The sequence below is a fragment of the Acaryochloris sp. 'Moss Beach' genome (assembly GCF_021497025.1).
Taxonomy (GTDB): domain Bacteria; phylum Cyanobacteriota; class Cyanobacteriia; order Thermosynechococcales; family Thermosynechococcaceae; genus Acaryochloris; species Acaryochloris marina_A.
The window spans coordinates 2,401,431-2,416,103 of sequence record NZ_CP071717.1; the positions used below are offsets into that span (position 1 = coordinate 2,401,431).

General features: G+C 51.3%; 9 protein-coding genes and 1 pseudogene. 5 read left to right on the top strand and 5 right to left on the bottom strand.

Annotated features, from left to right (window positions below):
• Entirely contained in the window at nucleotides 1-5,058 is a 5,058-nt protein-coding gene (locus tag HRE53_RS11155) for a C39 family peptidase (protein WP_235110502.1), read from the top strand.
• Between the two features lie 85 nt (nucleotides 5,059-5,143).
• Here HRE53_RS11155 and HRE53_RS11160 read toward each other — a convergent pair whose 3' ends face one another.
• The 5 genes from HRE53_RS11160 to HRE53_RS11180 form a co-directional block, all read right to left on the bottom strand.
• A complete protein-coding gene (locus HRE53_RS11160) occupies nucleotides 5,144-6,304 on the bottom strand; it encodes a DUF58 domain-containing protein (protein WP_235110504.1) in 1,161 nt (386 codons plus the stop codon).
• Between the two features lie 30 nt (nucleotides 6,305-6,334).
• Nucleotides 6,335-7,735: a (Fe-S)-binding protein gene (locus HRE53_RS11165; protein WP_212663498.1), complete on the bottom strand. Its 1,401-nt coding sequence runs from the start codon at nucleotides 7,733-7,735 to the stop codon at nucleotides 6,335-6,337.
• On the bottom strand, nucleotides 7,735-9,078 hold the full coding sequence (locus HRE53_RS11170; protein ID WP_235110507.1) for an FAD-binding oxidoreductase: 1,344 nt from the start codon (nucleotides 9,076-9,078) through the stop codon (nucleotides 7,735-7,737). The genes HRE53_RS11165 and HRE53_RS11170 overlap by 1 nt, the downstream gene beginning before the upstream one ends.
• Nucleotides 9,079-9,300: 222 nt before the next feature.
• Entirely contained in the window at nucleotides 9,301-9,582 is a 282-nt protein-coding gene (locus tag HRE53_RS11175; protein ID WP_212663500.1) for a hypothetical protein, read from the bottom strand.
• Nucleotides 9,583-9,921: 339 nt separating this feature from the next.
• Entirely contained in the window at nucleotides 9,922-10,635 is a 714-nt protein-coding gene (locus HRE53_RS11180; RefSeq protein ID WP_235110509.1) for a hypothetical protein, read from the bottom strand.
• A gap of 375 nt (nucleotides 10,636-11,010) precedes the next feature.
• Between HRE53_RS11180 and acs the strand changes: the two are divergent.
• From acs to HRE53_RS11200, 4 genes and pseudogenes are all read left to right on the top strand, one after another.
• Nucleotides 11,011-12,989 (top strand): annotated as a pseudogene (acs, locus tag HRE53_RS11185) (acetate--CoA ligase).
• Between the two features lie 126 nt (nucleotides 12,990-13,115).
• The gene (locus tag HRE53_RS11190; protein WP_212663503.1) at nucleotides 13,116-13,400 is read left to right on the top strand and encodes a YkvA family protein; all 285 of its coding nucleotides are present in this window, start codon (nucleotides 13,116-13,118) and stop codon (nucleotides 13,398-13,400) included.
• Between the two features lie 43 nt (nucleotides 13,401-13,443).
• A complete protein-coding gene (locus HRE53_RS11195) occupies nucleotides 13,444-13,989 on the top strand; it encodes a hypothetical protein (protein WP_235110510.1) in 546 nt (181 codons plus the stop codon).
• 142 nt (nucleotides 13,990-14,131) lie between these two features.
• Nucleotides 14,132-14,629, top strand: coding sequence for a GTP pyrophosphokinase (locus HRE53_RS11200; RefSeq protein ID WP_235110513.1), 498 nt, complete (start codon nucleotides 14,132-14,134; stop codon nucleotides 14,627-14,629).
• The last annotated feature ends 44 nt before the right edge of the window (nucleotides 14,630-14,673 follow it).

The window sequence follows — 14,673 nt, forward strand, 5'->3', positions numbered from 1 at the left end:
ATGAAAACATCGGTAGAACTCTCCCAGTCTGTCTTTGATCGTCTATTTGCCCTAATGGAGCAAGGGTTCTATCTCCAGGCCTATGACTTCTGCCAATCCGTTGACCTGATCTCGACCCGGCAAGACACAGCGACCCAAATTTTGGCAGGCCGACTAGTCGGGTATCTGGGGGCACCCCGACAGCGAGCTGCTGTATTACTTCGAGCCTGGCGACAGAATCCTACCGATCCAGACGCCTTGTATTACTACATCAGTACAAGGCTTTGGCGGCAGGGTCCCTTAGCGGCCTATCGTCTAATCCAAAAGTACCAACCGCAGTTTGAGCGCTTCACACCGGACCAACAAGCCCATTGGCTGGGGTTAAAAGCCCAGGTGGTTTTAGAATTCCGAGACTTTGATCGAACGGATGCCTATCTCCAAGAGGCAGAAACCCTAGCCCCAGACGATCCTTGGATCACCCTTCTACGATCTCGTCTGTTGGAGCAAGAAGATCAATATCCAGAGGCCTTGGCCATGACCCAACAGGCCTTGGCACAGCGCCCCTGGTATCGCCCTGCTGTATTGACAGCAGCCCATTTACATACCCTCTTAAGCCAAGATGACCAGGCGCTGCACCTACTACAGCAGGCCACTACTCAGCTCGAAAGTGGTGAGCTTTGGGCCCAATTGGCTTCACTTCAACTGGAGTTAGGGCAGTATGCCCAGGCTCAACACAGTTATCAGCAATATGAACAAGCCTGCCCACTCCTAGAGAAGGCAGGGCAAGCCCGACTGTGGTCCGCCCAAGCTGACATTGCTTATCAGATGGCGGATTTTAATCACGCCCATCACTTGGCTCAGAAATTGGCGGAGTACCCCTACTACCAGTCCTTAGCCCAACGCTTGCTGGATTTACCCGAGGGGAAACGGGTGATTTTGCCCGTCGGTTTTGTGCGCCAACACCACATGACTTGTGCCCCCGCCACATTGACCACCCTTTGTGCCTATTGGGGCATCTCGGTGGATCACCATCAGATTGTGGACAGCATCTGCTACAACGGTACGTCTAGCTATAGTGAGCGGGACTGGGCCAGTCAACAAGGATGGGCGGTCTGCGAATTTACGGTTACCTGGGACAGCATTATCCAACTGATTGATGCAGGCGTTCCTTTTACCCTCAGTACCGTTGAAGCCACATCAGCCCACTTACAGGCCGTGATTGGTTATGACAGCCGATTGCAAACCCTCATTATTCGTGACCCTTACCACCGGGGTATCGTTGAACCCTGGGCGGAGGAATTTCTAGAGCGATATCGGGCATCCGGTCCCCGAGGCATGGTCATTCTTCCTGCCGAGAAAGCGGGACTACTAGAAACCCTAGAACTTCCTGACAGCCGTCTTTACGATCAGCTCCACGATCTACAAGCAGCGCTGCTCAAACATGATCGCTCCACAGCCAGTGACTGGAGCCAACGGATGAATGGGGTCGCTCCTCACCATCGCCTTGCCCTCCAGGCTCAGTTCGAGCTGGCTTACTATGATTCTGACCAAGCCAGTGGTTTGACCGTCATAGAACAAATGCTGGAGCAGTTTCCTGCTGCCCCACAGCTAATGTTGCAGAAACTTCAATACTTACAGGAACTGGCCAGCCGCCAAGATTGCCTCGATTGGCTCGCCCATGTGATTGAGCAGGACCAGTTCCATCCCATTTTTTGGACTCGGCTAGCCAAACTCTTCAGTGACGATGCCAAGGCGAGTGAATCAGCCATCAGCCTGCTGCTGCGGTCTATCGGTGCAATGCCGACGGAAGCCTATAACTACTTTTTATTGGCTAACCTGTATTGGTCACAACGCCAGTTTGACTTAGCCCTGGACTTATATCGGTTTGCAGCCTGTCTAGAAGATAAGGAGCAAACCTATGGCCACAGCTATTTTCTGGCAGCTCGGGGCTGTCGACAAACGTCTGTGGCCTTACAGCTCTTACAACAACGGTGGCACCGGGACCAAAAGCAGTCGACCCGTCCTGTTTATGCTTTGGCTATCGCCTATGACCATTTAGATCGCCCGTCCGAAGCCATAGAGGTTTTGGAACAAACCCAAGCCTGGCACCCGGACGATGGCGATTTACTGTTATATCGGGCCAAGTACCTGGGCGAGCATGGTCAGTTTGCCCAAGCCCATACCCTGCTAGACGAGGCCAAAGCCAAAACAGCCCATAGTCATTGGTTAAGTACGGCTGCCAAACTCGCGCAGTTTGAATACAAGCCCAACAGAGCCCTCGACCTATGGCAACAGCTCGTCACAGCCGATCCTTTAGATATCGAGGCGAATCGCGCCGTCAGTCAACTGCTAGCAGAACAGGAAGGAGTCACTGCCGCCCGTGAGTTTTTAGCAGCCACCTGCAGCACCTTCCCTGACCATGCCGGGTTACATCACCTCTGGTATGAACAGGTGCAAGAGGGAGATCCGATAGTCGCAGAACAGGTGCTGCGGCGACTGGTGGAGATTAACCCTAAAGATGCTTGGTCCTGGCGACAGATTGCCTGGCAATTGGGTCGACAACAGCAGCTAGAGGCAGCATTTGAAACCTGCGAAACCGCTCAGCACCTAGATCCTCACAGCACGGCCTATTTCACCATCTATGGGTGTCTCTGCATTTTGGCAAAAGACATGCCCACCGCTAAGACCGCGTTTAAAGAGGCGATTCAACGGTCTGTAGACTCTAGCCGAGCCATCTCAGAACTGATGGATATTTGCCAGTCCATAGAAGAACAAAAAGACGTTCTCGACTTTATCTTTCAAGAGTTTCAGCAACAGGTGATTACGGGGGATAGCCTGTTTACCTTTTATCAATACGCTCGCACTGTCTTGACGCCCGCAGACTTTGATCAACGCATACAAGAAGTTCATGCCGCTCGACCCGATTTATGGCAGGCCTGGACCGTCAGGAGTCGGCAGCTCCTCAGCAGTGACCGAACAACGGAAGCCTTAGCAATTGCAGGGGAAGCAGCGGAGCGCTTTCCCCTCTTACCCAGAGTTTGGGTGGATTTAGCGATCGTGCATCGTACCCGCAAGGATGATGAGGCAGAAGAACAAGCTCTGCAAACCGCTTTACGAATTAATCCAGGGTGGGACAGCGCCATTCAACAGTTGGCGGATCTTTATGACCGCACTGATGCTCTAGACAAATGCAAAGCCCTGTTAGAAACAGCCCTGATGCATTCACCCCTGGAGGCCTATCTTCACGGCTATCTTGCAGATGCACTGTGGAAACTGGATGACCAAGAGACTGCACTGCAGCACTTACAGAAGGCCCTTCGCCTTGATTCTAACTATGACTGGGGATGGAACAAGTTAAGAGAATGGGCTCAAGCATTGGAGCGTCTGCACCTCACCGCAGATCTGGCTCGGGAGCTAACAGTCACTCGATCGGGAGAGGCCCAATCCTGGTTGCGGTTAGCTGAGCATCTGGCCGAGGAAGACACGCTGGATGAACGGCTTGCTGCTGTAGACCATGCCATTGAGCTAAATCCTTGCTATTGGGATGCCTATGATTTGAAGGCTAGGGTATTGGCAGCAGCGGAGCGATTTGAAGATGCGATCGCAACCTGTACTCCCACCCAATTAGATGATGACTTACCCGTGTCCTTGGCAGCTCGAACCGCTTGGATTAAGTACCAGCAAGGCAAGTTTGACGAGGCCATCCAAGACATGCAGGCTGTGGTTGCCAAAGACCCTGGCTATTATGCGGGATGGTATACCCTGGCAGATTGGTATCGGCAACAAAACAACCTAGAAGGATATCTAACTGCAGCGCAACAGCTGGTGCGGCTAGCTCCCAAAGATGCCATTTCGTGGGGATATCAGGGAGACGCTAAACACAAAACAGGGGATCGGTTAGGCGCGAAAGCAGATTTTCGCAAAGCCTTTGAACTAGATCCTGAATATAGCTTTGCAGGGTTGAGTCTATTTGATCTGGAATTAGAGGGCCTGGAGACTGAGGCAGCAGCAAAGACCCTAGCTCAATTAAGGGAGCAGGATAATGATGAATTTGTCTTGGCTCGTACTGTCCAGTTAGCAGCCAGACAAAATGACCTTAGTACTGCCACTCAAACCTTAGAGAAACTGTGTCTCTATCCCTGCGACTCTGAATGGTCCTTGAGCACAGCCGTTGAGACTATGATTGCGGCTAATTGGACCACTCAAGCCCAAACCATTTTATTTGACGCCTTCCCTCAGCCCAAGGTCTATCCACAGGTCGGGCATCACTGGGTCTATTGTTGTGTCAAGCTGAAGCAGCAGAAATTTTGCCAGAAGCAATTACGTAAGTTCCATCCTGAAAATCCAGTCCAAAGACAGGCACTGATCACCTATATCCGAATTTTGTCTTATCGCAATTCTTCCGCTCCCCTGATGAAGTTTCTTAGGGCGAACCGTGACGTCTTGCGATCTCACACGGAAACCTGGGGCATCGTGGGTTATGCCTTATCGGAACGGCGAGAGCACAAAATCAATCTCAAATGGTTATCTGACTGGAAACAACGAAGCGAGGTAAAGCCTTGGATGCTACTCAATCTGGTTCAATCGTTCCAAGCAACCAAGGATCCTGCTAACGCTATCCCAGTCAGTCAATATGCACTCACACTCCCAGACGATGATGGCACCCCAGTCCATCGGCTCTGGTTAGCTTATGCAGCGAGCTATGAAGGGCAGACTGCCAAAGCCAGTCAATATTTGCAGGACATTAATCCACAATATTTGGAAAAGGAATATCTGTTTCTTCAATATCTAGTGAAAGCCAATCTGGCGATTGACTGCCAAGAACTGCCCCGCCATCAGCGTATGGAGCAAGCCAAGTTACATGTCCAGCAAGCGATGGCTGTGCATCCCGAGTTTCGAAGTCGTTTTTATTGGCAGCATGTTTTTTCGAATAGCGTGTGGAGAATTGCTAAACGGCGTCAAAGTATCAGCGGTTATATCTGGGCTCTCTCCCAAAGCATTCCACCCGATATCTTCTGGGCCATTATCTATCTACTGGGAACGTTCTTTTTTCTCATCCTCAAAATTATGAATCCGTGAATTCGGCAGTTGCCTCCTACCCCTTGGCCCTGGCACAATCCCTAGGGCATACATCAGCTAGTCCGGTGGCAGGATCAATGGCAGATCAGTATCGCTGGGCAGCAGTCATAGGGATTTGCAGCTGAGCTTGTAAAGGCTGATCGGATTCAATGACTAACCCTTGGCCTCCCTGTTGGTAACCATTTGCAGTATTAGGATGCGGCCAAAATAGCCAACAACTTCCTGGCGGTAATGCTGATATACCACTCGGATCAGCCGTCAGCCAGACAACAGACTGTTGGGGAAGCGGCGCAACCGTCACTTCTCCGGCTTGCACTTGGGCGAGGGTTTCTAAGATGGCTTGTCGGCCCGTTTGCAACCCGATCTGGGCCGTCCATAGCTGCACCTGATCTTGATGCTTTTGGCCGTAAGCATAGAGAGACGCCGCCGCAATCACCGCTTGTTCAAACTGATCAGCCTGCCAGCTACCAGAACTATCCAAAGCAATGACCAAGGTTTGTCCCCCCGCAAACATTTCCAGTTCGCGAATGCGCAGTTCATTATGACGGGCACTGGTGCGCCAATGGACCAGCCGCAGAGGGTCACCCCAGCGATAGGGGCGAATTGACCGAGTTACCCCTTCATTATTGTTGTGGGGACCAATCTGTTGGGCTTGGCGCTGGCGATCTTGCTCATGACCTGAATGATCTAGCAGGGGGCATTGCTGTAAGGGCAAGATTTGGGGATAGACAATCGCCTTGGCCTTGACGGGGCGACTCCGGCGACACCAAAACAGTCCTAAGGGTGCCGCACTTCGCAACTGTACATTTTGCCAACGATAGACCCCCCTTTGTTGCGGTTGAAGGGTATAGGTCCAGGTGTGGGTCGCTTGGGAAGGAATATCAGCAATGCTGTGAGCGGTGACGGCTCCCAGATTTTTGGGTGGGTGGTCCTGGACCTGTAACAGGGACTTCGCAGATTTGGTCGAGTTAGACAGCTTTAACCCTAAATTCAGGGATTCACCCACACTAACGGGCACTAGGGGCAGTCGCTCCACCTCCAACCCTTGCAAAGACTTAATCGGTAAAACGGCAGAGACCAATAACAGCCCTAACCCCAGTCCCCCTAGAACGTATAACCATCCCGCTAGGGTATTCGCCGCAGCTAGCAAAAAAAATGTCGTGAGGCCCAAGATTACCCAACCCGCATAGGCTGGCACGGCCCAATGGGTTTCTAACCAAGAAGCGAGTTTATGGATGAGATGCATAGGGAAGGGGGCTGCAGCAATCAGGCCAGTTTAAAGGGTCCTGTCTTGAGCATTCCCTACAGCCGTTGACCAAGAAACACCCCGAATCGAGCAATCTAGCAGCTGCATAGGATGGAGCACAGGAGTCGTATGGTCCTGTTCATCTAAATGTTTGCGAATCTGCATGGTACAGCCCACATTAGCTGAGGCAATTAAGGTGGCCCCCGTTTGGGTGAGGTTCTGCACTTTTTGCTGCCCTAATTCTTCCGCGATTTCCGGTTGGAGAATGTTGTAGACCCCAGCACTGCCACAACAGAGAAAGGCATCCCGGGGTTCGCGGAGTTCTATACCGGGAATTTGCTGCAGGAGACGGCGGGGCTGCGCCTGAATTTTCTGGCCATGCAGCATATGGCAGGCATCTTGATAGACGACAGCCAGGGGGTCTGACTGCAGGGGAGACAAAGAGGTGGTTAAGCCTACTTCATCCAGGAATTCTTGGACATCTTTGACTTGGTGGGCAAAGGCTTGGGCGCGTTCGCCATAGGCGGCATCGTCCTGCAAGATTTGGCCATATTCCTTGAGGGTATGGCCACAGCCCGACGCATTGACAATCACAGCATCCAAGTCCGTATCAGCAAAACTATCTATCATCTGCCGGGCCAAATCTTGGGCCTGCTCAACTTGGCCTTGGTGGTGGGGAAGGGCAGCACAACAACCCTGACTTTTGGGAATCACCACTTCGCAGCCATTTGCCGTCAACACGCGAATGGTAGCTCGATTGACTTCAGACAAAAAGAGCCGCTGGATACAGCCCAAAATCAGGCCCACACGATAGCGGCGTTTTCCCTGGGCAGGAAAGATTTCAGGTTCTGGATCCGCAAACGCTTGGGATTCAATTTGAGGAAGCAGGGACTCCATCGCCACGAGGGATTTGGGCAAGACTCGTTCCAACAGCCCCGACTGGCGCACCATCGTTTGCAAGCCTAGTTTCTGGTAGAGCTGCAATGGTCCTAACAGTCGTCGTAATCGCTGAGGGTAGGGCAGTAACGAAAACAGCATTTTCCGCAGTAATCGCTGAGGCAAGCTACGTTGATAGTTCTGTTCAATCTGGGCTCGGGTTGAGGTAATCAGCTGGTCATACTCGACCCCAGATGGACAAGTGGTCACACAGGCCAAACAGCCTAAGCAGGTATCAAAATGGCCAACGGCAGCGTCCGTCAGGGTAAAGTCGCCCTGGTTGAGGCCATTCATTAGATAGACTCGCCCCCGAGGAGAATCAGTTTCTTTGCCAATCACCCGGTAGCTGGGACAGGTGGACAGACAAAACCCGCAATGAACACAGCTATCGATCAAAGACTGTTCAGGGGATGCAGAGGGCTTCGCTGGCTGCTCGGGCCGATCCACGTTCGCAGCAGTCACCTGCAAAGAGCTGGGTGATTCAGAAGTAGTCATTAAATTCCACCAACGAAACGATCGGGATTCAAAATATTGTGAGGGTCAAATTGCTGCTTGAGCTGTTTCATACTGGCGAGGGCGTTGCCAGGATATCCCCATACATCCAGGCTGCGCTTCAGTGCTGGCGGCGCGTCTAAAACCGTTAAAAATCCTTGGGCATTTTGACAGTGGGATCGCAACTCCCGGATCCATTCAACCCCAGGGGAGGGGTCCTTGCCGATGCCTTCCTGTTCTAATCGCAAAACGCCCGTGCCGCTCCCCGCATAAATTCGTCCCCAACCGTCAATCTTCTGTTGTTGGCAGTACCGATCAAACTGAGCCAGAAATTGGGAGGATTGAGCAGGCAGCACACCAAATTTGCACACTAGGGCTGATGATTGAGGCGTTTGCCAAAACTGCTGGGTGAGCTGTTGCCAAAAGTCTATATCTGGGTCGGCGGAGAGGGTGATACTAGATAATCCTTGGGCCTGTTGCAGGATGCGATCGCATTGGGCTACCACACTCTCTTCTAAACTTTGGAAGCGCACTGCTAAGGCCAGCTCACCGTCTACCGTCCCTGGAGGCAAGACTGCAGGAGAGAGCAAATCCACCGCCATCGGGGTCAAGGTACTTCTGAGTAAGGTTCGGGTCAGCTCGGTAATTTGGGATTCAGTGCCACCAACCACCACCGTTGATGACGCTTCCGGCAGGGGATAGAGACGCAGGGTGACTTCAGAAATCACCCCTAAGGTGCCAAAGGCCCCAGTCATTAACTTCATTAAGTCGTAACCGGCCACATTTTTGACGACTCGACCGCCTGCCTTGGCCGATTGTCCGTCCGCCCGCATAAAGGTAATGCCAATACACATATCCCTTAAACTGCCGTAGCGATGCCGTAAGCTGCCGCCATCACGGGTGGCGATCAGTCCTCCCAGAGTTGCCGTTTGAGGATAGGCCGGATCAAGGGCAACATATTGTCGGAACGTCGCTAATTCAGCCTGCAGGGTGGCCAGAGAGAGTCCGGCTTCCACGGTTACGGTTAAGTCACCCGTCGCATGGGCCACCACTCGATTGAGGCGCTGGGTACAGACCACCAAGTCAATCTGCTGGGTGAGGCCACCCCAGTGGAGTTTGCTGGCTTGACCACAGACCAATAGTCGCCAGCGCTGTTGATGGGCAACCGCCATTACGGCAGCTAATTCGGGTTGGGTTCGAGGGTAAACAATATGGGTCGGCAGGGGAGCTTGATCAAAAATCTGTTCGGAGGGAGAGAGCAAGGCGGTCTCAGATAACAGCAAGACCTGCTCAGGGCCAACAATCGGGATCAGTTGTTGGGAAAGTGCAGCAGTTGATAGAACCACAATAAACGGCGTGATAAGTCAGCGGGAGTTGAGCAGTTTAATCAAACTGTTTATCCACCATAAACGGTATCCCAGACTGCAGACAAATCAATTAACCTGCCCAATCGGATCAGCGGCCAGACTTAGCACCCAGAGATCGTCTAGGTCATCCTGTTTAGCCAGCCTTACCCACCACTAAAACGTCATTCCCCTAGACTTGAATGGTTTTCACATCCAGCCCCGTTATTCGTATTGAAAGTTGCCCACCAGGGGGAACTCATACTGAAGATCGCCACTTAACGTATATTCATAATCTGGGTTAAAGGCTTCATCATTCAGCAGGTAGTAGTGATAAAAGCCGGGGTGGGGATAACTACTGTTGAAGAAACCCGCTGAAGGAATAAAGAAGGGAATCGGCGAGACTGAATTGGTAGGGAAACCAAAAACGACCTGGGTTTGGGCAGCCGCCGCAGTGGGTAAGCACACAAGGGCTAGACTAGCCAGGGCAAGCATCGTGAATTTCATGACAGGTCCCTTCTCAGTAGGAAGTAACGATAAGCAATAAGGCCCAACACCTCAACCGAGATAATAAGGACTCATAAACCTTAAATTTTTTCTCTGACCAAAAAACTTAAGCATCTAGCCATTTCATTCATTAAATTAGATAAGAAATAGCACAGAACACTTTAGCTTTGATCGTACCTAAAGCTTATCGTCAACTGAGTTAGCCATGTAATCTAGGCAACAAATATCAGCATGGATGTAAAGAAAAGTAAATCTAAGGCAAGACATGTAAAGCGACTCTGCTCTACCTCTTTCAGAGATAGAGCCTACAAAGCTGATTTCATCAAGACTTGAGCTACTTTAGGGATAGTTAAAGTCAGCATTCACATCAGGCTGAGCTAACGGATCCCCCGGCAGAACTTGAGACAAGGCCGCAACATCATCTTCTTCAGCAGGTAAGCACACCTTAGTCGCCCAAGTCCCTACATACTGGGTCACTCGCAATGTCCGGCCTGGCTCAATTTTCATGCGGTCGATTTTGGCTTTAGACAAGCTGGTGACCAATCGTTCACCTGTGGGGGACACCAGACCCAACTTATTTTCTTCCACCACAATCACCGTCCCTTCAAAGACCCGGCGCACGCGGGCTGAGTCTAACTTAACGATCTGGTCATTGCCATTGACATCAAACCCCACCAAGCTGCCACGGCGGAAGGTTTGAGTCGCACCGTTGGCCGCCACTTTATAAGTTCGGGCCGTACCATCCATCAAGCGCACCGACAGCTGATCGCCTTTCAAGGAACGGACTAATCCATATTGACTCAAAATTTCGGTGGGTCTAACGGAGGGCGTCGTTAAGGCAGTTTGGGTGGTGTCGGGAGCGGCTTCTGGCGGATTGACCGGTATCGTCACTGGCTCAAACGGTCCCAAGACCTCGGCATCGCGAGAAAAATTGTTGGCAATGGACGCTGAGTCCTCTGTCACCAGATCCCTGGCTTGGGCATGGCTGGCTAGGGTTGCACTGATCAGTGTGAGGCAAATGATGGAAGATGAAGCGAGGAATTTTACCAGCATTTCTTTGCCGCCTTGACCAATTTAAAGGTTTACTTAAAAATTGCGATAAAACTGAATTTTGCGAGGGAGAAATTGTTAATAATTCCTCAATTTTTCGAACTTGAAGCAATTTTTTTATATCAAAAGAATACCCTATTTAATAAAATAACAGCAAGGGACTTATGCGGTCTGCAGACAGCGGAATTGGGATTGGAATTCATTTTTTACAGGTTTATCTCGAAATTTCGGGGTTCCCTGATTTTTGGAGTTTTTACAAACTGATCACAAAAGCTTAAAGAAATGGGATCGCATTTTATGGGACCTTAATTAGCAACACAGCAGTTCGAGATCTTCTCACCTCTGCTAGATTGCTCCAGACACGGGTAAACAAGGGCTATGTCACAACCCACGATTGAATCCATCCTGCAAGAACAGCGCCTCTTTCAACCACCTGCAGACTTGGCGGCCCAGGCCGAAATCAAAAGTGCTGAGGAATATGAGCAGCTTTATGCCAAGGCAGAAGCTGATCCTCAAGCATTTTGGGCTGAACTTGCAGAGAAGGAACTGGACTGGTTTGAAAAATGGGATACGGTGCTGGACTGGCAGCCCCCCCCCCTTTGCCAAATGGTTTGTCGGGGGCAAGCTCAATATCACCTATAACTGCCTGGATCGACATCTCAAAACCTGGCGACGCAACAAAGCCGCTCTAATTTGGGAAGGAGAGCCAGGGGATTCTCGCACCCTGACCTATGCCCAACTCCATCGGGAAGTCTGCCAAACCGCCAACGTTCTCAAGCAGCTGGGAGTGGGCAAGGGCGACCGGGTGGGCATTTATATGCCGATGGTACCGGAAGCTGCGATCGCAATGTTGGCTTGTGCCCGTATCGGTGCCCCCCCCCCATACGGTTGTCTTTGGGGGGTTCAGTGCGGAAGCCCTCAAAGATCGCCTCAACGATGCCGAAGCCAAGCTAGTAATTACCGCCGATGGTGGCTTCCGCAAAGATAAAGCCGTCCCTTTAAAAACAGCCGTCGACAAAGCATTAGCCGACAATGGTGTCCCCAGCGTTAAAAACGTGTTGGTGGTGCAGCGCACCAAAGCCGATGTGACGATGGCATCCAATCGCGATCATTGGTGGCATGAGTTAGTCCCAGCCGCCTCGGCAGACTGTCCTCCTGAACCCATGGACAGTGAAGATATGCTGTTCATTCTCTATACCAGCGGCACCACCGGACGCCCCAAAGGGGTGGTGCACACCACTGGCGGCTACAACCTTTACACCCACATGACCTGCAAGTGGGCTTTTGACCTCAAGGACAATGATGTCTACTGGTGTACAGCTGATGTCGGCTGGATTACTGGCCATAGCTATATTGTCTACGGTCCCTTATCCAATGGCGCTACCTCCCTCATGTATGAGGGGGCTCCTCGGGCTTCCAATCCAGGCTGTTTCTGGGATGTGGTGGAAAAATATGGGGTCAATATCTTTTATACCGCTCCCACCGCCATCCGAGCCTTTATTAAATTGGGCGATCAACATCCCCAAGCCCGCGACTTATCTTCCTTACGGATTTTAGGCACCGTCGGTGAACCCATTAACCCGGAAGCCTGGATCTGGTATCAGCAGGTGATCGGCGGCGGCAAATGCCCGATCATTGATACCTGGTGGCAAACAGAAACCGGTGGCTTTATGATTACGCCCCTACCGGGTGCAACTGCAACCAAGCCGGGGTCAGCAACTCGTCCCTTCCCAGGGATTTTGGCGGATGTTGTGGATTTGGACGGCAATCCTGTTGCAGACAATGAAGGGGGCTATTTAGTGGTGCGCCATCCCTGGCCCAGCATGATGCGCACGGTTTATGGGGATGACGATCGGTTCCGTCGCACCTACTGGGAACATATCCCTCCCAAAGACGGCAAGTATGTTTACTTTGCTGGAGATGGCGTCCGCCGAGACGAAGATGGGTACTTCTGGATCATGGGCCGCGTCGATGACGTGATCAATGTGTCCGGTCATCGCCTGGGTACAATGGAAATTGAATCGGCTCTGGTATCCCATCCAGCCGTAGCAGAAGCCGCCGTTGTCGGTCGTCCTGATGACCTCAAAGGGGAAGATGTGTTTGCCTTTGTCACTTTAGAAAATACCCATCCCCCCAGTGACGATCTCAAAGTTGAACTCAAGAAGCATGTGGTCAATGAGATTGGCGTAATTGCTCGTCCCGGCGAGATTCGCTTTGCTGATGCCTTACCCAAAACCCGCTCTGGCAAGATTATTCGGCGGTTTTTGCGGAACTTAGCTAGCGGTGAGGACATTGCTGGCGATGCGTCCACTATGGAAGACCAAAGTGTTCTAGACAAGCTCCGGCAAGGATCCTAGCGCCTGCAAGAGGAAAACCGTATACGGTCTATTCGGTGTAGTTTTACCCCATCTCTGCGGGTAATCTACACCAGATTTTTTTGGGTGGGTCTGGGAGAATGAAATCACTGAAGTACAGGACCTTCAATGAAACAACCCTCCTTGTTTAAGCTGTTTCAAGACGCCTTTCGCCAAGGCATTCGTCATCCAAAATATCGCTGGGCTCTGATCGCGGGCACCCTATTTTATCTGGTCAGCCCTTTAGATATTGCCCCTGATGTTTTACCTATCGTGGGTTGGATTGATGACGGTGTACTGGTAACCTTCCTGATTTCTGAAGTCTGTCAGCTCATGTTAGAGAACAAGAAAAACGGCACCTCAGAAGACACGTTTGAAGCCGCAATTGATATTGAAGCGAACCCCGTTGTTTAGTCGCCCCACCCTTACAAACTTGCAGCGCCGGAGATTTTTACAGATGGACAACACCACCCCCATGAACTCTACATTTGACCAAATTAAAACTGAAAGTGGGACTCGCAGCCAGCGGATTGGCAAGATCCTTAAGGATGCCTTTACTCAAACATCAGCAGAATTGAAAGAAGGGTATACCATTGTTCGCCCCCTAGCTGCTGAAATGTCTGCCACGGTCGCTGCAGACTTAAAAGACAAGCGCCATCAAGCCTCTAGTAACTTCCAAGAAGCCTGGGGTAAAGAGACGGACTCAAAGTCAACCTGGGAGCGTTTGCAAAGAGTCTTCCAGGTCATGGCAAACGCGATTCAAAAGACCTTCGCTCCTCCCCTGCAAAAACAGGCCACTCGCGTCGATACCAAATTCACTGACCAGTATGGTGGCTCCTACACATCCATAAAGCACGGACTCCAGTCTCTTAAAAACTGGTACGTCAATGCTACGGATGCTGCCACCCCTGCTGATTCATCCACCCAGCCCCTAACTGTGGTGTCCCCTGACAACGTCACGGTGGATGTGGTCGCCTCCCCCATCGAGGCTCCGGTTCAGTAAATCTGTGGGCATGGATTCAGCCCCTAAGTCGCTCACTACACTTCCCTCTTCAGATCTTGAAAGACCTGACTCTGCCGCTAGGATAGAGTTGAGACTCCCTTCAAGTCTGGAGGGATTTTCTTTGTTTGAGTGATCATAGATTATGGCTTCCCTGATCCAATCCCGTTCTTTAGAAGAGTTGTTGGTTACGGCGATTGCGATGGTTTCCAACCGGCCTGTGGCCATCGCAACCCAATCACACACAAACCAATTCGATAAAGCAGGCAAACCCTACATTGATCACCCCCTGAGAGTGATGGGAGCGGGCAATATCCTCCCCGAGAAAATTATGGGTGTCCTCCATGATGCCGTGGAAGACTCAGAGTTAACCCTGGTGGCGCTCACTGAGGCAGGATTTCCCGCAGAGATTGTGGCTGCCATTGATGCAATTACCAAACGCCAGGATGAACCCTATGACACTTACCTAGGCAGAGTCATGACGAACTCCATCGCCCTACGGGTCAAAATTGCAGATATGACAGACAACATGGATATCAGCCGCATTGCCCAGCCAACAGATCAAGACTGGGCCAGATTGAAAAAATATGAAACCATCCTGCCGCGACTACGGCTGCACGGCTGCAGCAAGAGCAGGGATTAAAACGGCGTAAAGATTAGCAAAGCAGGTTGCTTGCCTAGTCAATA

Excerpts from the sequence above, each read along its gene's own strand:
- HRE53_RS11155 (WP_235110502.1), top strand. The coding sequence starts at position 1 with ATGAAAACATCGGTAGAACTCTCCCAGTCTGTCTTTGATCGTCTATTT.
- HRE53_RS11160 (WP_235110504.1), bottom strand. The coding sequence starts at position 6,304 with ATGCATCTCATCCATAAACTCGCTTCTTGGTTAGAAACCCATTGGGCC.
- HRE53_RS11165 (WP_212663498.1), bottom strand. The coding sequence starts at position 7,735 with ATGACTACTTCTGAATCACCCAGCTCTTTGCAGGTGACTGCTGCGAAC.
- HRE53_RS11175 (WP_212663500.1), bottom strand. The coding sequence starts at position 9,582 with ATGAAATTCACGATGCTTGCCCTGGCTAGTCTAGCCCTTGTGTGCTTA.
- HRE53_RS11180 (WP_235110509.1), bottom strand. The coding sequence starts at position 10,635 with ATGCTGGTAAAATTCCTCGCTTCATCTTCCATCATTTGCCTCACACTG.
- HRE53_RS11190 (WP_212663503.1), top strand. The coding sequence starts at position 13,116 with ATGAAACAACCCTCCTTGTTTAAGCTGTTTCAAGACGCCTTTCGCCAA.
- HRE53_RS11195 (WP_235110510.1), top strand. The coding sequence starts at position 13,444 with ATGGACAACACCACCCCCATGAACTCTACATTTGACCAAATTAAAACT.
- HRE53_RS11200 (WP_235110513.1), top strand. The coding sequence starts at position 14,132 with ATGGCTTCCCTGATCCAATCCCGTTCTTTAGAAGAGTTGTTGGTTACG.